This window comes from Streptomyces sp. NPDC021093, from assembly GCF_044333135.1.
GTDB lineage: Bacteria > Actinomycetota > Actinomycetes > Streptomycetales > Streptomycetaceae > Streptomyces.
The window spans coordinates 497,807-520,459 of the sequence record NZ_JBIRQJ010000007.1 but is presented as its reverse complement, the minus strand read 5'-3'; the positions used below and the strand labels follow the sequence as shown (position 1 = coordinate 520,459).

General features: G+C 70.1%; 16 protein-coding genes. 13 read left to right on the top strand and 3 right to left on the bottom strand.

Going from position 1 to position 22,653, the window contains the following annotated elements; all coding sequences use genetic code 11:
• Positions 1-17: 17 nt before the first annotated feature.
• From nuoE to recQ, 11 genes are all read left to right on the top strand, one after another.
• Entirely contained in the window at positions 18-863 is an 846-nt protein-coding gene (nuoE, locus tag ACH4SP_RS24420) for an NADH-quinone oxidoreductase subunit NuoE (RefSeq protein ID WP_398417780.1), read from the top strand.
• Positions 863-2,230, top strand: coding sequence for an NADH-quinone oxidoreductase subunit NuoF (gene nuoF / locus ACH4SP_RS24415; protein WP_398417635.1), 1,368 nt, complete (start codon positions 863-865; stop codon positions 2,228-2,230). Before nuoE ends, nuoF begins: the two co-directional genes overlap by 1 nt.
• Entirely contained in the window at positions 2,227-4,794 is a 2,568-nt protein-coding gene (locus ACH4SP_RS24410; RefSeq protein WP_398417634.1) for an NADH-quinone oxidoreductase subunit G, read from the top strand. The genes nuoF and ACH4SP_RS24410 overlap by 4 nt, the downstream gene beginning before the upstream one ends.
• A complete protein-coding gene (nuoH, locus tag ACH4SP_RS24405) occupies positions 4,791-6,152 on the top strand; it encodes an NADH-quinone oxidoreductase subunit NuoH (protein WP_398417633.1) in 1,362 nt (453 codons plus the stop codon). The genes ACH4SP_RS24410 and nuoH overlap by 4 nt, the downstream gene beginning before the upstream one ends.
• Positions 6,145-6,759 (top strand): NADH-quinone oxidoreductase subunit NuoI, encoded by a 615-nt coding sequence (gene nuoI, locus ACH4SP_RS24400; protein WP_398417632.1) that lies wholly within the window; start codon positions 6,145-6,147, stop codon positions 6,757-6,759. Before nuoH ends, nuoI begins: the two co-directional genes overlap by 8 nt.
• Positions 6,756-7,604: an NADH-quinone oxidoreductase subunit J gene (locus tag ACH4SP_RS24395; RefSeq protein ID WP_398417631.1), complete on the top strand. Its 849-nt coding sequence runs from the start codon at positions 6,756-6,758 to the stop codon at positions 7,602-7,604. The genes nuoI and ACH4SP_RS24395 overlap by 4 nt, the downstream gene beginning before the upstream one ends.
• Positions 7,601-7,900, top strand: coding sequence for an NADH-quinone oxidoreductase subunit NuoK (gene nuoK, locus ACH4SP_RS24390; protein WP_069927518.1), 300 nt, complete (start codon positions 7,601-7,603; stop codon positions 7,898-7,900). Before ACH4SP_RS24395 ends, nuoK begins: the two co-directional genes overlap by 4 nt.
• 16 nt (positions 7,901-7,916) lie before the next feature.
• Positions 7,917-9,812, top strand: a complete 1,896-nt coding sequence (gene nuoL, locus ACH4SP_RS24385) for an NADH-quinone oxidoreductase subunit L (protein WP_398417630.1) — start codon at positions 7,917-7,919, stop codon at positions 9,810-9,812.
• A gap of 5 nt (positions 9,813-9,817) precedes the next feature.
• Positions 9,818-11,389 (top strand): NADH-quinone oxidoreductase subunit M, encoded by a 1,572-nt coding sequence (locus ACH4SP_RS24380; protein ID WP_398417629.1) that lies wholly within the window; start codon positions 9,818-9,820, stop codon positions 11,387-11,389.
• On the top strand, positions 11,386-13,053 hold the full coding sequence (gene nuoN / locus ACH4SP_RS24375; protein ID WP_398417628.1) for an NADH-quinone oxidoreductase subunit NuoN: 1,668 nt from the start codon (positions 11,386-11,388) through the stop codon (positions 13,051-13,053). Before ACH4SP_RS24380 ends, nuoN begins: the two co-directional genes overlap by 4 nt.
• Before the next feature lie 159 nt (positions 13,054-13,212).
• Positions 13,213-15,300 (top strand): DNA helicase RecQ, encoded by a 2,088-nt coding sequence (recQ, locus tag ACH4SP_RS24370; protein WP_398417627.1) that lies wholly within the window; start codon positions 13,213-13,215, stop codon positions 15,298-15,300.
• Between the two features lie 355 nt (positions 15,301-15,655).
• Here recQ and ACH4SP_RS24365 read toward each other — a convergent pair whose 3' ends face one another.
• Both ACH4SP_RS24365 and ACH4SP_RS24360 read right to left on the bottom strand, forming a co-directional pair.
• The gene (locus ACH4SP_RS24365) at positions 15,656-16,858 is read right to left on the bottom strand and encodes an FAD-dependent oxidoreductase (protein WP_398417626.1); all 1,203 of its coding nucleotides are present in this window, start codon (positions 16,856-16,858) and stop codon (positions 15,656-15,658) included.
• A gap of 146 nt (positions 16,859-17,004) precedes the next feature.
• The gene (locus ACH4SP_RS24360) at positions 17,005-18,195 is read right to left on the bottom strand and encodes an ATP-grasp domain-containing protein (RefSeq protein ID WP_398417625.1); all 1,191 of its coding nucleotides are present in this window, start codon (positions 18,193-18,195) and stop codon (positions 17,005-17,007) included.
• 275 nt (positions 18,196-18,470) lie between these two features.
• Between ACH4SP_RS24360 and fahA the strand changes: the two genes are divergently transcribed.
• Both fahA and ACH4SP_RS24350 read left to right on the top strand, forming a co-directional pair.
• The gene (gene fahA / locus ACH4SP_RS24355; protein ID WP_398417624.1) at positions 18,471-19,697 is read left to right on the top strand and encodes a fumarylacetoacetase; all 1,227 of its coding nucleotides are present in this window, start codon (positions 18,471-18,473) and stop codon (positions 19,695-19,697) included.
• Positions 19,698-19,862: 165 nt separating this feature from the next.
• Complete coding sequence (locus tag ACH4SP_RS24350) at positions 19,863-20,543, top strand: GPP34 family phosphoprotein (RefSeq protein ID WP_398417623.1); 681 nt, start codon at positions 19,863-19,865, stop codon at positions 20,541-20,543.
• A 104-nt stretch (positions 20,544-20,647) separates the two neighbouring features.
• On the opposite strand, the gene ACH4SP_RS24345 is transcribed toward ACH4SP_RS24350, so the two are convergent.
• On the bottom strand, positions 20,648-22,639 hold the full coding sequence (locus tag ACH4SP_RS24345; RefSeq protein ID WP_398417622.1) for a CocE/NonD family hydrolase: 1,992 nt from the start codon (positions 22,637-22,639) through the stop codon (positions 20,648-20,650).
• Between the last annotated feature and the right edge of the window lie 14 nt (positions 22,640-22,653).

The window sequence follows — 22,653 nt, the reverse complement described above, 5'->3', positions numbered from 1 at the left end:
CCGATGTGTCACTGGGCATGCCCCAACTGCCCGCCCCCGCCTACCCGGACGAGGTCAGGGCCCGCCTCGAAGCGGACGCGAAGGAGGTGATCGGCCGCTACCCCGACAGCCGCTCCGCGCTGCTGCCGCTGCTGCACCTCGTGCAGTCGGAGGAGGGGCACGTCTCCCGCACCGGCATGCAGTTCTGCGCGGAGGTCCTCGGCCTGACCACCGCCGAGGTCACCGCCGTCGCCACCTTCTACACGATGTACCGGCGCAAGAAGTCCGGCGACTACCAGGTCGGCGTCTGCACCAACACCCTGTGCGCGGTGATGGGCGGCGACGCCATCTTCGACGAGCTGAAGACCTACCTGGGCGTCGGCAACAACGAGACGACCGGCGACGGCAAGGTCACCCTCGAACACATCGAGTGCAACGCCGCCTGCGACTACGCCCCCGTGGTGATGGTCAACTGGGAGTTCTTCGACAACCAGACCCCCGAGTCGGCCAAGCAGCTCGTCGACGACCTGCGCTCGGGCCGCCCGGTCGAGCCCACCCGCGGCGCCCCCCTGTGCACCTACAAGGAGACCGCCCGCATCCTGGCCGGTTTCCCCGACGAGCGCCCGGGTGCGGTCGAGGCATCCGGAGGCGCCGGGCACGCCTCGCTGATCGGCCTCAAGCTCGCCAAGGGCGAGACACCGGCCCAGGCCCGCGTCGTCTCGCCGCGAGCGGGAGCCAGCAGGGACGCCGCCCCGCACGACGCGCCCCAGCCGGGCTCGCAGCACCTCAGCTCGCACGACGCCCCGCAGCAGACCTCGGCCTCCGACCCGGCAGCCGCACCCGAGCAGCACCCGGCAGGCCCCGCCTCCGAGGAGGGTGAGTGATGACCTTGGCCACCGAGATGACCGGAAACGGCAACGGCAACGGAGACAGCCCCGAGAAGCTGCTCTCGCCCGTCCTGTCCGCCTTCTGGGACGACCCGAAGTCGTGGACGCTGGAGACCTACCGGAGGCACGAGGGGTACGAGGGTCTGCGCAAGGCCCTCGCCATGACTCCGGACGACCTCATCGCGTACGTGAAGGACTCCGGTCTGCGCGGTCGCGGCGGCGCCGGATTCCCCACCGGAATGAAGTGGCAGTTCATTCCGCAGGGCGATGGAAAGCCGCACTATCTAGTTGTCAACGCCGACGAATCGGAGCCGGGGACCTGCAAGGACATCCCGCTCCTCTTCGCGAACCCGCATAGCCTCGTCGAGGGCATTGTCATTGCGTGTTACGCGATCCGGTCGAATCACGCGTTCATCTATCTGCGCGGAGAGACCGTCCCCGTGCTGCGCAGGCTGCACGAGGCCGTGCGGGAGGCGTACGACGCCGGCTACCTCGGCACGAACATCCTCGGCAGCGGACTGGATCTCGAACTCACCGTGCACGCAGGGGCGGGTGCGTACATCTGCGGAGAAGAGACCGCGCTGCTGGACTCGCTCGAAGGCCGTCGTGGCCAGCCCCGGCTGCGTCCTCCCTTCCCTGCGGTCGCCGGGCTCTATGCCTGTCCCACTGTGGTGAACAACGTCGAATCGATCGCATCCGTTCCCGCAATCCTCAATCGGGGCAAAGAATGGTTCCGGTCGATGGGAAGCGAGAAGTCCCCGGGCTTCACGCTGTACTCGCTGAGCGGCCACGTCACCAACCCGGGCCAGTTCGAGGCCCCGTTGGGAATCACCCTGCGCCAGCTGCTCGACATGAGCGGCGGAATGCGCGCGGGGCACCGGCTCAAGTTCTGGACCCCGGGCGGCTCTTCGACCCCGATGTTCACCGACGAGCACCTCGACGTGCCCCTCGACTACGAGGGGGTGGGCGCCGCCGGATCCATGCTCGGCACCAAGGCGCTCCAGTGCTTCGACGAGACGACGTGCGTCGTACGGGCCGTGACCCGCTGGACCGAGTTCTACGCCCACGAGTCCTGCGGCAAGTGCACGCCCTGCCGCGAAGGCACCTACTGGCTCGTCCAGTTGCTGCGTGACATCGAGGCCGGAAAGGGACAGATGTCCGACCTCGACAAGCTCAACGACATCGCGGACAACATCAACGGCAAGTCCTTCTGCGCCCTCGGGGACGGAGCGGCCTCGCCGATCTTCTCCTCGCTCAAGTACTTCCGCGAGGAGTACGAGCAGCACATCACCGGCAAGGGCTGCCCCTTCGACCCCGCCAAGTCGACCCTGTGGGCCGACAAGCACCTGGAGGTGAACGCATGACCGTCACGACAAACAGTGCTCCCTCCGGGGGCGGCGATGCGGCGGTTCCCCCGGAGGACCTCGTATCGCTCACGATCGACGGCATCGACATCAGCGTCCCCAAGGGCACGCTGGTGATCCGCGCCGCCGAACTCCTCGGCATCGAGATCCCCCGCTTCTGCGACCACCCCCTCCTCGACCCGGCCGGCGCCTGCCGCCAGTGCATCGTCGAGGTCGAGGGCCAGCGCAAGCCGATGGCGTCCTGCACCATCACCTGCACCGACGGCATGGTGGTGAAGTCCCAGCTCACCTCGCCGGTCGCCGACAAGGCGCAGCGAGGGGTGATGGAACTCCTCCTGATCAACCACCCGTTGGACTGCCCGGTCTGCGACAAGGGCGGCGAGTGCCCCCTGCAGAACCAGGCGATGTCGCACGGCGACGCCGACTCCCGCTTCGACGGCAAGAAGCGGACGTACGAGAAGCCCGTCCCGATCTCCACCCAGGTGCTCCTGGACCGCGAGCGGTGCGTGCTCTGCGCACGCTGCACCCGGTTCTCCAACCAGGTGGCGGGCGACCCGATGATCGAGCTGATCGAGCGCGGTGCGCTGCAGCAGGTCGGCATCGGCGAGGGCGACCCCTTCGAGTCGTACTTCTCAGGCAACACCATCCAGATCTGCCCGGTGGGCGCGCTGACCTCGGCCGCCTACCGCTTCCGCTCCCGCCCCTTCGACCTCGTGTCGAGCCCGTCCGTCTGCGAGCACTGTGCCGGCGGCTGTGCGACCCGTACCGACCACCGTCGCGGCAAGGTCATGCGGCGGATGGCGGCCGAGGACCCGGAGGTCAACGAGGAGTGGCTGTGCGACAAGGGGCGCTTCGGCTTCCGCTACGCCCAGCGCCCCGACCGGCTGACCACTCCGCTCGTACGGAACGCGGAGAGCGGTGAGCTGGAGCCGGCGAGCTGGCCGGAAGCCCTGGAAGTCGCAGCAAAGGGGCTTCGCGCGGCACGGGGCCGCGCCGGTGTCCTCACCGGTGGCCGGCTGACGGTCGAGGACGCCTACGCGTACAGCAAGTTCGCCCGGGTCGCCCTCGACACCAACGACGTCGACTTCCGCGCCCGTGTGCACAGCAGCGAGGAGGCCGACTTCCTGGCCTCCCGCGTCGCCGGGCGCGGCCGGGACCTGGGGGGCACCTCCCTGTTCGAGCGAAGCCGAGAACTTGGGGGAGGCACCGGGACGACGTACACCACCCTGGAGAAGGCCCCGGCGGTACTGCTCGCCGGGTTCGAGTCCGAGGAGGAGGCGCCCGGCGTCTTCCTGCGGCTGCGCAAGGCCCACCGCAAGCACGGCCAGCGCACCTTTGCTGTCGCGTCGCACGCCACCCGCGGACTGACGAAGGCGGGCGGCACCCTGCTCCCCGCCGCCCCCGGCACCGAGACCGAATGGCTGGACGCACTCGCGGGCCACGCGGGCCTGGACGCCGAAGGGGTGAAGGCGGCCGACGCACTGCGCGAGAGCGGTGCCGTCATCGTCGTCGGCGAGCGCCTGGCCGGTGTGCCGGGTGCTCTCACCGCTGCCGTACGGGCGGCCTCCGCGACCGGCGCCGAACTGGTCTGGATCCCGCGCAGGGCCGGAGAGCGCGGCGCCGTCGAGGCGGGCGCGATCCCGTCGCTGCTGCCGGGCGGCCGCCCGGCGACCGACCCCCGTGCACGCGAGGAGGTCGCCGCGGCCTGGGGCGTCGCCGAACTCCCGCACCGCTACGGCCGCGACACAGGTCAGATCGTCGAGGCCGCCGCGACCGGCGAACTCCTCGCCCTGGTCGTCGCCGGAGTCGAGACGGCCGACCTGCCGGACCCGGCACGCGCGCGCGTGGCGTTCGACGAGGTCCGCTTCCTGGTGTCGCTGGAGCTGCGGCCCAGCGAGGTCACCGAGCACGCGGACGTCGTCCTTCCGGTGGCCGCGGTCGCCGAGAAGCCCGGCACCTTCCTCAACTGGGAGGGCAGGGCCCGGATGTTCGAGGCCGCGCTGAAGCCCGAGCAGATGACGCGCCGCCTCGCCCCGAGCGACGCGCGCGTGCTGCACATGCTGGCCGAGGAACTGGACGCCCACTTCGCGCTGCCCGACCTGAAGGCCGTACGCAGCGAGATGGACCGGCTCGGCGCCTGGGACGGGCCGCACGCGTCCGCCCCGCTGGAGACCTCCCGGCCGCTGCCCCGTGCGGGCGCGGGGGAGGCCGTGCTCGCGGGCCACCGCCTGCTGCTCGACCAGGGCCGGCTCCAGGACGGCGACGAGGCCCTCGCGGGCACCAGGCACGCGGCCGTGGCCCGGCTCTCGGCGGCCACCGCCGGTGAGACCGGCGTCAAGCACGGCGACGTACTCGCCGTCACCGGGCCCGCCGGGACGGTCGAACTGCCGCTCCAGGTCGGCGAGATGCCCGACCGCGTGGTCTGGCTGCCGATGAACTCGACCGGCGGCGGCGTCCTCTCCGACACCGGGGCCCGCCCCGGCCAGTTGGTCACCCTCGCGCCCGCTTCGCCCGCGAAGGCGGTCCCGGGCGCCCCGACGTCCTCGACGGAGGTGACGTCATGACGACGTACACACTCGCCGCGGAAGACCTGTCCATGTTCGGCACGGACCCCTGGTGGCTCGTCGCGATCAAGGCCGTCTTCTGCTTCGCGTTCCTGATGGTCACCGTGCTCTTCTCCATCGTGTGGGAGCGCAAGGTCGTCGCCTGGATGCAGCTGCGCATCGGCCCGAACCGGCACGGCCCCTGGGGCATGCTCCAGTCCCTCGCCGACGGCATCAAGCTCATGCTCAAAGAGGATGTGATCGTCAAGCGCGCGGACAAGGTCGTCTACGTCCTCGCGCCGATCATCGCCGCCATCCCCGCCTTCATGGCGATCGCGGTCATCCCCTTCGGGCCGGCCGGGAACGAAGTCTCGATCTTCGGCCACCGCACGTCGATGCAGCTCACCGACCTTCCGATCGCGATGCTCTACGTCCTCGCGTGCGCGTCGGTCGGCATCTACGGCATCGTGCTGGCCGGCTGGTCGTCCGGGTCCACGTACCCGCTGCTCGGCGGCCTGCGCTCCTGCGCGCAGATGATTTCGTACGAGATCGCGATGGGCGCCGCGTTCGCCTCGGTCTTCCTCTACTCCGGGTCGATGTCGACCTCGGCGATCGTGGAGGCGCAGGCGGACCGGTGGTACATCCTGCTGCTGCCGGTGTCGTTCATCATCTACGTCGTGACGATGGTCGGCGAGACCAACCGCGCACCGTTCGACATGCCGGAGTCCGAGGGCGACCTCGTCGGCGGCTTCAACACCGAGTACTCGTCGATCAAGTTCGCGCTGTTCATGCTGGCCGAGTACGTCAACATGGTCACCGTCTCGGCGGTCTCGGTCACCCTCTTCCTGGGCGGCTGGCGGGCCCCGTACCCGATCAGCTCGTTCTGGGAGGGCGCGAACCACGGCTGGTGGCCGATGCTCTGGTTCGTCCTCAAGGTGCAGCTGCTGCTGTTCTTCTTCATCTGGCTGCGCGGCACGCTGCCACGCGTGCGCTACGACCAGCTGATGAAGCTCGGCTGGAAGGTCCTGATCCCGCTCTCGGTGGTCTGGCTGATGCTGGTGGCGACCGTACGGGCGCTGCGCAACGCCAACGTCGAGTACCAGCAGATCGTGCTGTACGTCGCGGGGGCGGTCATCGGCGTGCTGCTGCTGTCCTTCGTGTACGACGCCTTCCGGCGCAGCAAGTCCGAAGAGCCGGACGACGAGCCCGCTTTCGACCCGATGGCCGGTGGATTCCCGGTGCCGCCGCTGCCCGGACAGACCCTGCCGCCGGTACCGCGCAGGCGGTCCAGGCAGGAGCGGGAGCTCGTTGTCAGTGGCGGGAGCAATACTGGCGACAGTGCTACTCAGAGTGACGGAAAGGAGGCGGACGGTGTCTGAGGCATCTTCCCGGGGCGAGGACCCCCGGGCCCCCTGGCAGAACCCCGTGGCCGGCTTCGGCGTGACCTTCAAGGCCATGTTCAAGAAGCGGCTGACCGAGCAGTATCCGGAGACGCCGAAGGTGACGGCGCCGCGCTTCCACGGCCGGCACCAGCTCAACCGGCACCCGGACGGCCTGGAGAAGTGCATCGGGTGCGAGCTCTGCGCCTGGGCCTGTCCGGCCGACGCGATCTACGTGGAGGGCGCGGACAACACCGAGGAGGAGCGCTACTCCCCGGGCGAGCGCTACGGCCGCGTCTACCAGATCAACTACGCCCGCTGCATCCTGTGCGGGCTGTGCATCGAGGCGTGCCCCACGCGCGCGCTGACGATGACCAACGAGTTCGAACTGGCCGACAGCAGCCGCGAGAACCTCATCTACACCAAGGACCAGCTCCTCGCCGGACTGACCGAGGGCATGGTCGAGTCCCCGCACTCGATCTTCCCCGGCACCGACGAACAGGACTACTACCGGGGGCTGGTCACCGAGGCCGCGCCGGGTACGGAGCGGCAGGTCGCGGTCAGCAAGGGCGAACAGCCCGCGGGGGAGAAGGCGGTGGAGGTATGACCGCGCTCGCAGCCGCCGCCTCGACCGGTGAGGCCGTGCAGTTCTGGATCCTCGGCACGATCGCCGTCGTCGGCGCCCTGTGCACGATCCTGATGAAGAAGGCGGTGCACAGCGCGCTGTGCCTCGCCGGGACCATGATCATCCTGGCGGTCTTCTACCTCGCCAACGGGGCGTACTTCCTGGGCATCGTCCAGATCGTCGTCTACACCGGTGCGATCATGATGCTCTTCCTGTTCGTGGTCATGCTCGTCGGCGTCACCGCGGCGGACTCCCTGAAGGAGACCCTGAAGGGGCAGCGCTGGCTGGCCGCCGGATGCGGGCTCGGCTTCGGCATCCTGCTCATCGCGGGCATCCGCAACGCCCAGCTGAAGGAGTTCAACGGGCTGGGCAAGGCCAACGCGGGCGGCAATGTCGAGGGCCTGGCGGAGCTGATCTTCACCAAGTACGTCTTCGCCTTCGAGATCACCGGCGCCCTGCTGATCACCGCCACCGTCGGCGCGATGGTCCTCACCAACCGCGAGCGCACCGAGCGCGCCAAGACCCAGCGCGAGCTGGCCGAACAGCGCGTACGCGAAGGCAAGCACCTGCCGCCGCTGCCCGCCCCCGGCGTCTACGCCCGGCACAACGCGGTGGACATCGCCGGTCTGCTCCCCGACGGCACCCCGTCCGAGCTGACCGTCATGAAGACGCTGCGCGAGCGCGGCCAGATCCGCGACGTGTCGACCGAGGCCATGGACAGCCTCAAGGCCCTGGAGCAGCGCTCCGAGGAGCGCCTCGGCAGGGAGACGGACCACCACGAGGCGGAGTCCCAGGCGTCGCAGCGAGAAGAGGAGGCAGCCAAGTGAATCCGGTCAACTACCTCTATCTGGCAGCCCTGTTGTTCACCATCGGCGCGGCAGGAGTGCTGATCCGGCGCAACGCCATCGTCGTGTTCATGTGCGTCGAGCTGATGCTCAACGCCTGCAACCTGGCATTCGTCGCGTTCTCCCGGATGCACGGCAATCTCGACGGCCAGATCATCGCCTTCTTCACGATGGTCGTCGCCGCCGCCGAGGTCGTGGTCGGCCTGGCGATCATCGTGTCGCTGTTCCGGTCCCGCCACTCGGCCTCGGTCGACGACGCCAGCCTGATGAAGCTGTAAGGGGTCGTAAAGAATCGTGGAGAACTTGATCGCGCTGCTCGTCGCGGCGCCACTGCTCGGAGCGGCCGTACTGCTGTGCGGCGGACGCCGGTTGGACAAGGTCGGACACTGGCTGGGCACCCTGCTCGCCGCCGGGTCGTTCGTCATCGGCGCCGTGCTCTTCCTCGACATGATCGGCAAGGGTGCCGGTGAGCGGGCCCTGCACCAGAAGCTGTTCAGCTGGGTCCCGGTCGCGGACTTCCAGGCGGACATCGCCTTCCAGCTCGACCAGCTGTCGATGACCTTCGTCCTGCTGATCACCGGTGTGGGCACCCTGATCCACATCTACTCGATCGGGTACATGGAGCACGACGAGCGCCGCCGGCGCTTCTTCGGCTACCTGAACCTCTTCCTCGCGGCGATGCTCCTGCTCGTCGTCGCCGACAACTACCTCCTGCTGTACTTCGGCTGGGAGGGCGTCGGCCTCGCCTCGTACCTGCTCATCGGGTTCTGGCAGCACAAGCCGAGTGCGGCGACGGCGGCCAAGAAGGCGTTCCTCGTCAACCGCGTCGGTGACATCGGCCTGTCCATCGCGATCATGCTGATGTTCACCACCTTCGGGACCTTCGCCTTCGGTCCTGTCCTGGGCGCGGCGGAGGGCGCGAGCGAGGGCAAGCTCACCGCGATCGGGCTGATGCTGCTGCTCGCCGCGTGCGGCAAGTCGGCGCAGGTGCCGCTGCAGTCCTGGCTCGGCGACGCGATGGAGGGCCCGACCCCGGTCTCGGCCCTCATCCACGCGGCGACCATGGTGACCGCGGGCGTGTATCTGATCGTCCGCTCCGGTGCCATCTTCGATGCCGCGCCCGACGCCCAGTTGGTGGTCACCGTCGTCGGAGCGGTCACGCTGCTCTTCGGTGCGATCGTCGGTTGTGCCAAGGACGACATCAAGAAGGCGCTCGCCGGATCGACGATGTCGCAGATCGGCTACATGATCCTCGCGGCCGGCCTCGGCCCGATCGGCTACGCCTTCGCGATCATGCACCTGGTGACGCACGGCTTCTTCAAGGCGGGCCTCTTCCTCGGTGCCGGATCCGTCATGCACGGCATGAACGACGAGGTCGACATGCGGAAGTACGGCGGCCTGCGCAAGTACATGCCGGTCACCTTCGTGACGTTCGGGCTGGGATATCTCGCCATCATCGGCTTCCCGGGGCTGTCCGGCTTCTTCTCCAAGGACAAGATCATCGAGGCGGCGTTCGCCGCGGGCGGCGTCCAGGGCTGGATCCTCGGCGGAGCCACCCTGCTCGGCGCCGGACTCACCGCGTTCTACATGACGCGCGTGATGCTGATGACCTTCTTCGGCGAGAAGCGCTGGCAGCCCGACGCCCAGGGCAAGGAGCCGCACCCGCACGAGTCGCCCAGGTCGATGACGATCCCCATGATCGTGCTCGCCTTCGGGTCGGTCTTCGCCGGCGGGTTCTTCTCCCTCGGCGACAGGTTCGTCAACTGGCTGGAGCCGGTGACCAAGTTCGAGCACCCGCACCCGCCGATCAGCGTCCCGGTCATCACCGGTGCGACGATCGCGGTCCTGCTGCTCGGCGTGGTCGCCGCGTACTTCCAGTACGGCCGCAAGCCCGTCCCGGTCGTCGCCCCGCGCGGCTCGCTGCTCACCCGGGCCGCCCGCCGCGACCTCCTCCAGGACGACTTCAACCACGTCGTCCTGGTCCGCGGCGGCGAGCACCTCACCCGCTCGCTCGTCTACCTCGACCACAGCGTGGTCGACGGCGTGGTCAACGGCACCGCCGCCTCGGTCGGCGGGCTCTCCGGCCGGCTGCGCAAGCTCCAGAACGGCTACGCCCGCTCGTACGCGGTCTCGATGTTCGGCGGTACGGCGATCCTCATCGCCGCGACCCTGCTGATGAGGGCGGTCTGATCACGATGTCCTTTCCCCTGCTCACCGCGGTGGCGGTCCTCCCGGCGGCCGGTGCCATCCTCACCGCCGCCGTGCCGGCCGCCCGTCGCACGGCCGCCAAGTGGCTCGCGCTGCTGGTCTCGCTCGGCACGCTGGTGCTGGCCGCGATCGTCCTCGTACGGTTCGAGCCGGGCGGCGACCGGTACCAACTGACCGAGTCGTACGCCTGGATCAAGGACTTCGGAGTCCGCTACGAACTGGGCGTCGACGGCATCGGCGTGGTGCTCGTCGCGCTGACCGCGCTGCTGATCCCGTTCGTGATCGTCGCCGGGTGGAACGACGCGGATCCACTGGAGACGAAGAGCAAGCGCTGGCGCCCCACCCAGGGATTCTTCGCGCTGATCCTGATGGTCGAAGCGATGGTGATCATCTCCTTCGAGGCCACCGACGTCTTCCTCTTCTACATCTTCTTCGAAGCCATGCTCATCCCGATGTACTTCCTCATCGGCGGCTTCGGGGACCGGGCGCACGCGGGCACGGACGAGGCGGCGGCCACCCAACGGTCGTACGCGGCGGTCAAGTTCCTGCTCTACAACCTGGCCGGCGGCCTGATCATGCTGGCCGCGGTCATCGGTCTCTACACGGTCACCGGGACGTTCTCGCTCTCGGAGATCGCCGAAATGCGGGCCGCCGGCACCCTGGAGATGTCGACCAACATCGAACGGCTGCTGTTCCTCGGGTTCTTCTTCGCCTTCGCGGTCAAGGCCCCGCTCTGGCCGCTGCACACCTGGCTGCCGAACGCGATGGGGGAGGCGACCGCCCCGGTCGCCGTCCTCATCACCGCGGTCGTCGACAAGGTCGGCACCTTCGCGATGCTGCGCTTCTGCCTCCAGCTCTTCCCGGAGGCCAGCAAGTGGGCGACGCCCGTCGTCCTCGTACTGGCGCTGATCAGCATCGTGTACGGGGCGCTGCTCGCCGTCGGCCAGCGCGACATCAAGAGGCTCGTCGCGTACGCGTCGATCTCGCACTTCGGGTTCATCATCCTGGGCATCTTCGCGATGACCAGCCAGGGCCAGTCCGGCGCGACGCTCTACATGGTCAACCACGGGATCTCGACGGCCGCGCTGATGCTGGTCGCGGGCTTCCTCATCTCGCGGCGCGGCTCGCGGCTCATCGCCGACTACGGCGGGGTGCAGAAGGTGGCCCCGGTGCTCGCCGGAACCTTCCTGATCGGCGGTCTGGCCACGCTGTCGCTGCCGGGACTCGCACCGTTCGTCAGTGAATTCCTGGTCCTGGTCGGGGTGTTCGCCGCGTACCCGGTGGTCGGCATCATCGCCACCACCGGCATCGTCCTCGCCGCGCTCTACGTCCTCGTGCTCTACCAGCGCACGATGACCGGCCCGGTGAAGGCCGAGGTCAGCGGGATGCCGGACCTCAAGGCACGGGAACTGGCAGTGGTCGTTCCGCTGATCGTGATGCTGGTCGGGCTCGGCGTCTACCCGAAGCCGCTGACCGACATCGTCAACCCGGCGGTGACCCACACCATGCACGACGTGAACAAGCAGGACCCCAAGCCTGAAGTGGAGGCCGCGAAGTGAGCGCACCAACTGTCCACAGCCTGTGGACGAATCTGGCGGCGGCCGCTCCTCCCGGCACCCCGGGGTCGACCTTCGAGGCGCCGACCATCGAGTACGCGCAGCTGTCGCCGATCCTCATTGTCGTCGGCGCCGCGGTCCTCGGCGTACTGGCCGAAGCGTTCGTGCCCCGAAAAGGGCGCTACTACGTCCAACTGTTCATCGCGGTGGTCGCGATCGCGGCGGCCTTCGCCTCGATCGTCGGGCTCGCCGCCAGCGGGTTTGCCACCACCAAGGCGCAGATCTCGGCGATGGGCGCCATCGCCGTCGACGGCCCGGCGCTGTTCCTCCAGGGCACCATCCTGCTGGCCTCGCTGGTCGCCGTCTTCACCTTCGCCGAGCGCCGGCTCGACCCGGAGGCGCACGGCAACCGGATCGACTCCTTCGCGGCGGACGCCGCTGCCGTGCCCGGCAGTGATGCCGAGAAGGCCGCGGTCAAGGCCGGGTTCACCACCACCGAGGTCTTCCCGCTCGCGATGTTCGCGGTGGCCGGACTGCTCGCCTTCCCGGCGGCCAACGACCTGCTGACGCTGTTCATCGCGCTCGAAGTCTTCTCGCTGCCGCTCTACCTCCTGTGCGCCGTCGCCCGCCGCAAGCGGCTGATGTCGCAGGAGGCGGCCGTGAAGTACTTCCTGCTCGGCGCGTTCTCCTCCGCGTTCCTGCTGTTCGGCATCGCCCTGCTCTACGGCTACGCGGGCTCGGTCTCGTACGCGAAGATCGCCGACATCGTGGACGGCACCGTCCAGCAGATCGACCCGGCGCTCGCCGACACCATGGGCAACGACGCACTGCTGCTCATCGGCATGGCGATGATCCTGATGGGGCTGCTCTTCAAGGTCGGCGCGGTCCCGTTCCACATGTGGACCCCGGACGTCTACCAGGGCGCCCCGACGCCGGTCACCGGCTTCATGGCGGCGGCGACCAAGGTCGCGGCGTTCGGTGCGCTGCTGCGGCTGCTGTACGTGGTCCTGCCGGGGCTCACCTGGGACTGGCGGCCGGTCATGTGGGGCATCGCGATCGTCACCATGCTGGGCGGCGCGGTCGTCGCGATCACCCAGACCGACATCAAGAGGCTGCTCGCCTACTCCTCGATCGCACACGGCGGATTCATCCTGGCCGGTGTCATCGCGGCCACCCCCGACGGCATCTCGTCCGTCCTCTTCTACCTGCTCGCGTACTCCTTCGTCACGATCGGCGCCTTCGCCGTCGTCACGCTGGTGCGCGACGCGGGGGGCGAGGCGACGCACCTGTCCAAGTGGGCGGGGCTCGGCCGGCGCTCGCCGCTGGTCGCCGCGGTCTTCGCGGTCTTCCTGCTCGCCTTCGCCGGAATTCCGCTGACCTCCGGGTTCTCGGGGAAGTTCGCGGTCTTCAAGGCGGCGGCCGAGGGCGGGGCCGGGGTGCTGGTCGTGGTCGGTGTGCTGTCGTCGGCGGTCGCCGCGTTCTTCTACATCCGGGTCATCGTGCTGATGTTCTTCAGCGAGCCGAAGGCGGACGGCCCCACGGTCGCCGTGCCGTCGCCGCTGACGATGACCGCGATCGGGGTGGGTGTGGCGGTGACGCTGGTGCTCGGCGTCGCCCCGCAGTACTTCCTGGATCTGGCGGGACAGGCGGGCACCTTCGTCAGGTAGCGGGTCGGGCGGCGCTGCCGTCCCGCGGCTGTTCTGTGGTGTGCGGCCACTGCCCGGCATCCCCTCGTGGGGTGCCGGGCAGTGGCTTTTGGTCCCGGTTGTCAGTCCGTACCCCTACCGTGGTGGGAGGGTGCAGATCGGAAGCGGGGGGACAGCGCGATGGACGGGACGAGCGGAGTGGTGGACGTGGACGGGACGGTCGGTACAGCCGATACGGAGACGGTTGCGGGCGTCGCGGAGAGTGATGCGCTGCGCACGCTGCACCGGATCTTCGGGTACGACGCGTTCCGCGGCGAGCAGGCGGAGATCATCGAGCAGGTGGTGGGCGGCGGCGACGCGGTCGTCCTGATGCCGACCGGCGGCGGAAAGTCCCTCTGCTATCAGATCCCGTCCCTGGTCAGGCCCGGTGTGGGCGTGGTGATCTCGCCGCTGATCGCGCTGATGCAGGACCAGGTGGACGCGCTGCGGGCGCTCGGTGTGCGCGCCGGGTTCATGAACTCCACGCAGGACTTCGACGAGCGGCGGACGGTCGAGGCGGAGTTCCTGGCGGGCGAGATCGACCTCCTGTACCTGGCGCCGGAGCGGCTGCGGCTCGACTCGACGCTGGGGCTGCTGTCGCGCGGCAAGATCTCCGTCTTCGCGATCGACGAGGCGCACTGCGTGGCCTCCTGGGGGCACGATTTCCGGCCGGATTACCTGGCCCTTTCCGTGCTGGGCGAGCGCTGGCCCGACGTCCCCCGGATCGCCCTGACCGCGACGGCCACGGCCGCCACGCACAAGGAGATCACCGAGCGGCTCGGCATGCCGGACGCCCGGCACTTCGTCGCCAGCTTCGACCGGCCGAACATCCAGTACCGGATCGTGCCGAAGGTCGACCCGAAGAAACAGCTGCTCGCCTTCCTCAAGGAGGAGCACGCGGGCGACGCGGGCATCGTCTACTGCCTGTCGCGGAAGTCGGTGGACGCCACCGCGGAGTTCCTGTGCAAGCAGGGCATCGAGGCCGTGCCGTACCACGCGGGGCTCGACGGGGGGACGCGGGCGCGCAACCAGGCGCGGTTCCTGCGCGAGGAGGGCCTGGTGGTCGTGGCGACCATCGCCTTCGGCATGGGCATCGACAAGCCGGACGTCCGCTTCGTGGCTCATCTGGATCTTCCGAAGTCGGTGGAGGGCTACTACCAGGAGACCGGGCGCGCAGGGCGCGACGGGGCACCGTCGACGGCCTGGATGGCGTACGGACTCCAGGACGTCGTGCAGCAGCGGAAGATGATCCAGAGCGGGGAGGGCGACGAGGCCTTCCGGCGGCGGGCCGCCTCCCATCTGGACGCGATGCTGGCGCTCTGCGAGACGGCCGACTGCCGGCGCGGCCAGCTCCTGGCGTACTTCGGGCAGGAGGACGCGCCCGAGAAGTGCGGCAACTGCGACAGCTGCCTGAACCCGCCGGAGACCATCGACGGAACGGTGCCCGCACAGAAGGTGCTGTCGACGGTGTGGCGGCTGAAGCGGGAGCGCAGGCAGAAGTTCGGGGCCGGCCAGATCATCGACATCCTGCTCGGGAAGAAGTCCGCGAAGGTCATCCAGTTCGACCACGACCAGCTCTCCGTCTTCGGCATCGGGCAGGACTTCGCCGAGGCCGAATGGCGGGGCGTGGTGCGGCAGTTGCTCGCGCAGGGGCTGCTGGCGGTGGAGGGCGAGTACGGGACGCTGGTACTGACCGACGCCAGCGGGACGGTACTGGGCGGCGAGCGCGAGGTCCGGCTGCGGAAGGAGCCCAAGCGGGTCGCCGTGGCGCGGGCGGAGCGGGGCGAGCGCAAGGCGAAGGCGGCGGCCGCGGCGGCGGATCTGCCGGCGGAGGCGGCGCCGGTGTTCGAGGCGCTGCGGGCCTGGCGGACCGCGCTCGCGAAGGAGCAGGGGGTGCCGCCGTACGTCATCTTCCACAACGCGACGTTGCAGGAGATCGCGGTGGTGCGGCCGGGGTCGATGGCGGAGCTGGGAGCGATTGGGGGGCTGGGGGAGAAGAAGTTGGCCACCTATGGGGAGGGCGTGCTGGAGGTCCTGGCGGGGGTGGGTGGAGTTGTTCCGGCCCCGGCCCCGGCCCCGGCGGCGGCGGCGGCGGCGGTGTCTGCGGCTCCGGCCGCTTCGGCTCCGGTCCCGGCACCGGCTCGGGGACGGGCCGCGTCGGAGCCCGAGTGGGACTGGGATGCGGAGCCGGAGGCGGACTGGGGGATGGAGCCGCCGCCGGAGGGGTAGACGGGGCCGGTCGCGCTGGCGCGGGTGGGTGAGCCGCTTCGCGGATTCGGCCCCTCCCCGCCGTGACACTTTGCGGCTCCGCCGCGTGGCGCTGGCCGCGGGGCTGGACGCTTCGAGGCTGGCGCCAGTGGGGGCTTACGTCCCGGGCTGCGCCCGGTGCACGGCTGCGCCGCGCGTCCTCAAACTCCCCCAAGGCCTTAAGGACCAGGGGGTACCCCCTCGACGGGCTGAAGCTCCCCGCGGGGGTCAGGTGTTCAGGGGCGCGGGGAACTGCGCGACCAGCCCCCATGCACCCGCACGAACCGACCCGGGGGCCGCGCCACCCACCGGCCCCCGCACGCCCCCAGGGTCCCTGCTACCCCAGCCGTGCCACCGCCCCCGCCACCCTCGGGGACGCGTACTCCGTGCCGCACACGAAGCGCATGACCGGGCCGAAGGAGGACGCCGACGGCAGGCCGGTGAAGTGGAGGCCGGGGACGGAGGAGCCGTAGCCCGCGTCCAGGACCGGTGCGCCGCGGGTCGTGGTGAGGGCCGTGCGGATGCCGTCGCCCAGGAAGGGCATCGAGGTGATGTCGGTCCGGTAGCCGGTCGCGGCCATGACGTGGTCGGCGGCGAGTTCCGCGGAGGGGCCTTCGCCGCCGCCCAGGGTGAGGGTGGGGCGCCCGTCCTCCACCCGGGCCCGGACGATGCGGCGTCCGTCCGTCACCTGGACCCGCCCCGTGAAGCGGTCCCGCAGCCACCACGCGCCGAGCGGTCCGAGCACGCGCCGGACCAGGTAGTGGCGTACGGGCGCGGGGAGTTGGCGTACGTACGAGGCGTGGTAGCTGAGGCCGTAGAGGGACCAGGCCCGGCCGAAGGGGGACTCCGGGCGCAGCCGCGGCTGCCGGTCGGGGGAGTCCCCGAAGGTCACCGCGCCGCGCCGCCGCGCCACGATGCGTACCGACGAAGCACCTGCCTCCGCCATCAGGACGGCGTTCTCGATGGCCGACTGGCCCGCGCCGACCACGACCACGTCCTTGCCCGCGAAGGCCGAGAGATCGCGGTGCTGGGCCGCGTGCGAGACGGGGCCGGTGGGGGAGGGGCCGTCCGGGACGGCCGCCGCCAGCTCGCGCGGCATCCGGGCCAGGCCCGACAGGCCGGTGGCCACGACGACCGCCCGCGCCCTGAACTGTTCGCCGGAGTCCAGCTTGAGGGAGAAGGTGCCGTCCTTGTCGTGGTCGACGGAGACGACCCGTACCTGCTCCAGTTCCGGAACGAGCCGGTCCGCGAACCACTGCCCGTACGCGGCGAAGTCCTCCACCGGGATCAGGTCCCAGTCCGACTCGTAGCGCCGTACCCCCGCCTCCGCGCAGAAGTCGATCAGGTCGTGCCCGGGCTGCGGTGCGTCGATGTTCGAGGCGACGGGCGTCGATTTGAGCAGCATCCCGGCGGGCATGCGGGTGCGCCAGGCCACCATCGGGTCGCCGAAGACCCGTACCGGGATGCCGCGCGCCCGCAGATGGGCGGCGGTGGACAGGCCGTACGGCCCGGCCCCGATGACAACTACCGGAAGAATCACGTGAAAGTTCCCCTCCCCAGGGTGAAACATGAACATGGCGCCCAACGGATCTCTCCCGAGACCCAACGGATCTCTCCCGAGACCCAACGGATCTCTCCCGAGACCCAACGGATCTCTCCGTAGACCCAACAGATCTCTCCCGAGATCTACCCGCCGCCCCGCCTCGCTCCGTACATCTCGTACAGGTGCCGCGCCCCCGGCCGCACCATCCGCGCCAGCATCATCAGCGCGGGCCGCACGTCGTCCGCCGCGAACCACGCCAGCTCGGTGGAGTCCGCCCGCGCGGGCGCGTGCGGCGTCGTGTAGCCGCTGCGGCGGTACGCGAGGAGGGCGGGGAGGTCGATGTTCTCGACCACATAGCGGTGACCGGCGCGCTGCTCCCCCTCCGGGACCGCGCGCCCCGTCAGGTCCAGATGCTGCGCCCGTACGACGTCCACGCCCGCCTCGTTCTCGAAGAGCCGGAACTGGGCGCCCATCCGGGGGTTGAAGTCGAGCAGTTTGTACTGCCCGTCGCGCCGGTCGTAGCGCAGATCGAGGTCGACGATTCCGCTGAACCCGATCCGCTTGATGAACTGACCGGCCAGGGCCGCGAGTTCGGGGTTGTCGACGACGTACGCGCACGCCGTCATGCCCGCGTGCGGCGGCCAGGACCGCACCTTCACGCCGGTGAACATCGCCCGCGGCTCGCTGTGCGCGTCGAAGTAGGCGTGCACGATCCAGTCCTCGGCCTGGTCGCGCGGCAGGTACTCCTGGAGGATCACGCCGGGTTCGTCGCCCCAGCCGCGGGCCAGGGCGAGGAGTTCGTCCGGGCCCGCGATGCGCGTGGTGCCGCGTACGGCGGGGCGGTGGCGGCGTACGAAGGCCTCCCGGTTCTTGGCGACGACCGGGAAGACGGCCTGCTCGGCGAAGGCCGCGACGTCCGCGTACGAGGACGGGAAGGCGGCCTGCGGGGTCGCCACCCCGTGCTCCGTGCACAGCTCGTGCAGGCCCTGCTTGCTGGCGAGCCGGCGCGGCAACCCGGCCTCGGTGCGCGGGAAGAGGAAGGGTCCGGCGAGCACGTCCTGGTGCTCGGCGATCAGTACGGCGGCCTCCTCGTCGGTGGGGACGAGGACGGTCGGGCGGCCGATCAGCCGGCCGACGCGCAGCATGCCCTCTATGAGGCGGTCGGGTTTCTCGGTGCCGGTGGTGGGCCAGACGTACGCCCGCTCCAGATGGCGGGAGAGCGCCGCCGGGGTCCACCGGTCCTCGGTGATCGCGTACATGGGTATGCCGAGCCGGCCCAGGCTGCGGATCGCGCCGACGCCGCCGTGGTGCAGCGGATAGTTCCCGAATTTCACGATCAGGGCCGGAACAGCCCGGTCCGCCGTGACCCTCCGTGCGCCGTGTGTGCTGCCCCCCGCTCCCGTTCCCCGTACCGTTCCGCGTAAAAGTCCCCGCACTAGTCCCCCCTGGACTTTCCGTACGCTTCCCACCCCTGCCCCCAAGGACGCTAAGCCGGAATTCCCGCCTCCACGTGGGTCTTTCCGGACATTACGAACTCTTTAGCCACTGCCGTCCCTGGCCTCCCCCACGTAACGTGTGTTCCAACGACCTGGAAAGCGAGGCAGCATCCATGCCCGAGCAGTCCCCGCTCGACGTCGCCGAAGGTGACCCCTTCGGCCCGCACAACCTTCCGTACGGTGTGTTCTCCACCGCGGACGCGCCCGAGCGGCGCCGTGTCGGAGTCCGTATCGGCGGCCATGTGCTGGACGCGGGTGCTGCCGCGCTGGCGCTCGGCTCCCCGTACGCCCAACTCCTGGCGCAGTCCTCGCTGAACCCGCTGCTCGCGGCGGGGCGCACTGCCTGGCGCGACGTGCGCCGGGCGCTCACCGCCTGGGTCACCAGCCCCGCGCACCGCGAGGACATAGAGCCGCTGCTGCACCCGCTCGGCGCCGTCACGCTGCACCTTCCGTACGAGGTCGCCGACTACGTCGACTTCTACGCGAGCGAGCACCACGCGACGAACGTCGGCAAGATCTTCCGCCCGGACGGTGACGCGCTCACCCCCAACTGGAAGCACCTGCCGATCGGTTACCACGGCCGGTCCGGCACCGTTGTGGTCTCCGGCACGGACGTGGTACGTCCTTCTGGTCAGCGCAAGACCCCGGCGGACGCGGCTCCGGTCTTCGGCCCGTCGGTGAAGCTCGACATCGAGGCCGAGGTCGGCTTCGTCGTCGGCACGCCGTCGGAGCTGGGCAGGGCCGTCCCGCTGGCCGACTTCCGGGACCACGTCTTCGGCCTGTCGCTGCTCAACGACTGGTCGGCGCGCGACGTCCAGGCCTGGGAGTACGTGCCGCTCGGCCCCTTCCTCGGCAAGTCCTTCACCACGTCGGTGTCGGCCTGGGTGACTCCTCTTGAGGCGCTGGAGGCGGCCCGGGTCGCCCTGCCGGCGCGCGACTTCCCGGTGCTGCCGTACCTGGACGACGAGGACGAGGAGGAGCCCGGCGGCTTCGACCTCCGGATCTCCGTGACGATCAACGGTGCTGTCGTCTCCGAGCCGCCGTTCTCGACCATGTACTGGTCGGCGGCGCAGATGCTGGCCCACATGACGGTCAACGGCGCGTCGCTGCGTACCGGCGACCTGTACGGGTCGGGCACGGTCAGCGGCGCGGAGGCCGGACAGCGCGGCTCGCTCCTGGAGCTCACCTGGAACGGCAGCGAGCCGCTGGAACTCCCGTCCGGCAAGCGGACGTTCCTGGAGGACGGCGACGAGGTCACGCTGACGGCGTGGGCCCCGGGCCCCGACGGGACGAAGGTCGGACTGGGCGAGGTCACGGGCCGGATCGTGGCTTCGGGCTGAAATGTGACATCGGGCTGAATGGTGACATCGGGCTGACCAGCGGGCCGGCCCGTGGGCCGGTTCACCAGCTGTTCGGCCATCCGTGTCGCAGGCCGGTGCGCAGGGTCTGAAGCGTCGGCTTCGGGGAATCCTGACCGAAGTCGACCGCTGGAGGCTGATGCGCTGATGTCACCCCTGCCACCCCTGTCGCTGCCGGAGGAACTCCTGCTGCTCGGGCTGCAGCCCGAGCGGGGCGGCATGCGCGTCAAGGTCAGCTACGTCGAGTACGGCGTCGCCGGCGCCGTGCTCGCGGAGCTCGAACGGGTCGGCTGCATCGAGCAGGACCGGGGCCGGGTGCAGATCCGCACCCCGGTCCCGCCGCCCGCCCTGACGTCCGGGCCGACGGCGGACCCGGTGGCCGTGCGGGTGCTGGCGGGTCTGCCGGGGCCGGGGAAGGGGCGGCACGGCGGTGTCCGTACCGCCTCCTTCGTACGGCGCGCCCGGCGCGAAGTGACGGGACAGTACCTGGACCGGCTGGTCGAACGGGGCGCGCTGCGCCGGGAGTCGAAGCGGGTGCTGGGGCTGTTCCCGGTGGTCCGCCATCCGGCAGCCGGAACGGACTGGTCCGCTCCGCTCCAGCACCGTCTGCAGAGCGCCGCGAAGTCCGGCTTCCCCGACCACCGCGACCAGCTCCTGGCGGCGTTCCTGTGGGCCACCGACCTGGCGAACAAGCACTTCCGGGGGAACGCGGCACGTCAAGTACGGGCACGGATGCGGGACTTCGGCCGCCGCGAATGGGCGGCCAAGGCGGTGCACAGCGCGGTCGCGGGCGAGAAGGCGGCGGCACAAGGCGGCGGCGGGGGCTGAGCGCACCGCCGGCGGCACAGGGCGGCGGCGGGGGCTGAGCGCACCGCATGGCTCGGTCACCTGCGGAATGCGCCCCGCCGCCCCGCCGCCCCGCCGCCACCGGGCTAGCCCGCCACCCGTGGAATGCGGCGTTCCCACACCCGGTGGAAGACGACCTCTCCGCCGTCCTTGCAGGTCACCTCGTTGTACGTGAGGAAGTCCGCCGCGTCGCAGGTGATCTCGGAGCGGGTCGTGATCTCCGTGTCCCAGTCCCGCTCGGGGCGGCGGAGGCGGATCGTCCAGTCCGACCGGGTGCGCGCGGACAACGGGTCCCGTTCGTTGATCGTGTACGTCTCCAGTGCGTCCTCGGTGAATTCGAGGCCGTCCGGATAGATCCGCGTACCGCCGTAGCGCGGGTCCACCTCCAGCCTCCACTCGCCCTTGGCCACGTCCCGTACGACCAGGCGCTCGGGCCGTTGGTCCGGGTCGGCGGGGAACTTCACGTCCAGCGGAGGCGACTGTTCCGGTGCCTCGAACACAATTCCCGGGTCCTCCGTGTGCGCGCGCACCGGCAGCTCCAGCGACGAGCCCGCCGGGTCGAGCACGAAGCCCGCGGACTGCGGCTGCGGCCAGATCCATGGCCAGTACGCGGACGAGACGGCGAGCCTGACGCGGTGGCCCGGCGGGAAGGTGTGCCCGATGCCGTTCAGCTCGAACTCGACGTCCTCGCAGGCACCCGGTGACCACGAGTCCGCCCGGTCGCGGCCGTTGCGGGCCGAGAGGTTGAGGACGCCCCGGGTGACGAGGGTCGACGACCCGTCGGGCGCCACGTCGCAGACCCGCGCGATCGCCTGCCCGGTCGGCGCGTCCATGGTCAGGCGGAGGCGGACCTTCGGCCGGCCCAGGATCTCGATGGGCGCGTCCGTCACAGGGAAATCGAAACTCGCCGATTTGGCGTCTTCGTCCCGCTGGTCGGGCGGCAGGTCCGAGTCGTTCCCGAACGGGAAGAACCGGCCCGCGTCCAGCCCCGTGTGCATGGGCGAGTCGACGACGACCGGCGCGCCCTGGAGTCCGTACGACACCGGGTCGACCAGCTGCGACGGCCATGCGGTGTCGCCGACCCAGCGGCCTGGCAGCTCCGGGTAGGTCGTCGCGGGCGGGTGCGACTCGCTGATCCAGGAGCGGAGGAGGGGCTCCTCCATGACGCCCGTCGCCTCCTCTTTGAGGTGCTGGTCCCACCAGCGCAGGGTCTCCTGCAGGAAGCCGATCGCAGGGCCCGGCGGAAGCCCCCGGTCCGGATACTGGTGCGACCACGGGCCGATCAGCCCCCGCACCTTCGACGGGTCCAGGTGCTCGACCAGCCGCAGCACGGTGTCGCGGTACGGATCGTGCCAGCCGCCGACCGCCAGGACCGCCGCGTCGATCGCCGAGTAGTCCTCGCAGACGCTGCCGTGCCTCCAGTAGTCGTCGCGGGTCTGGTGGGCCAGCCAGGTGTGGATGAAGGGGTCCACGGCATCCAGCCGCTTCAGCCACATGTCCTTCCACCCGTCGCCGACCTGCGCCGGGTCCGGCGGCCTGGACACGAAGGCGAGCATGGTGGCCGCCCAGGCGTGCATGTCCACGGCGAGCAGGGAACCACCCATGTAGTGCACGTCGTTGTCATAGCGATCGTCCGCCGAGCAGACGGTGACGATCGCCTTGAGCGGCTCGGGTGCCAGCGCCGCGATCTGGAGGGAGTTGAAGCCGCCCCAGGAGATGCCGAACATGCCGACCCGGCCGGTGCACCAGGGCTGCTCGGCGAGCCAGTTCACGACCGCGACGCCGTCGGCCAGCTCCTGTGCGTCGTACTCGTCGCCCGGCAGGCCCTCGCTGTTGCCGTGCCCGCGCACGTCCACCCGCACCGAGGCATAGCCGTGGCCCGCGTACCAGGGGTGGCGCTGCTGGTCCCGGGGAGCGGTCCAGTCGCTCAGCCGGTACGGGAGGTACTCAAGGATCGCGGGGACGGGCCCGTCGGTCACCGGCCGCCAGATCCGTGCGTACAGGCGCGTGCCGTCCTTGACCGGGATCGTCACGTCCTCGCAGGTCGTCGCGTACGGGAATTCAGTGCGTATCTGCATGGGGAAATCACCTC

Coding starts and splice junctions, on each gene's coding strand:
- nuoE (WP_398417780.1), top strand. CDS start 18: ATGCCCCAACTGCCCGCCCCCGCCTACCCGGACGAGGTCAGGGCCCGC.
- nuoF (WP_398417635.1), top strand. CDS start 863: ATGACCTTGGCCACCGAGATGACCGGAAACGGCAACGGCAACGGAGAC.
- ACH4SP_RS24410 (WP_398417634.1), top strand. CDS start 2,227: ATGACCGTCACGACAAACAGTGCTCCCTCCGGGGGCGGCGATGCGGCG.
- nuoH (WP_398417633.1), top strand. CDS start 4,791: ATGACGACGTACACACTCGCCGCGGAAGACCTGTCCATGTTCGGCACG.
- ACH4SP_RS24395 (WP_398417631.1), top strand. CDS start 6,756: ATGACCGCGCTCGCAGCCGCCGCCTCGACCGGTGAGGCCGTGCAGTTC.
- ACH4SP_RS24380 (WP_398417629.1), top strand. CDS start 9,818: ATGTCCTTTCCCCTGCTCACCGCGGTGGCGGTCCTCCCGGCGGCCGGT.
- recQ (WP_398417627.1), top strand. CDS start 13,213: ATGGACGGGACGAGCGGAGTGGTGGACGTGGACGGGACGGTCGGTACA.
- fahA (WP_398417624.1), top strand. CDS start 18,471: ATGCCCGAGCAGTCCCCGCTCGACGTCGCCGAAGGTGACCCCTTCGGC.
- ACH4SP_RS24350 (WP_398417623.1), top strand. CDS start 19,863: ATGTCACCCCTGCCACCCCTGTCGCTGCCGGAGGAACTCCTGCTGCTC.
- ACH4SP_RS24345 (WP_398417622.1), bottom strand. CDS start 22,639: ATGCAGATACGCACTGAATTCCCGTACGCGACGACCTGCGAGGACGTG.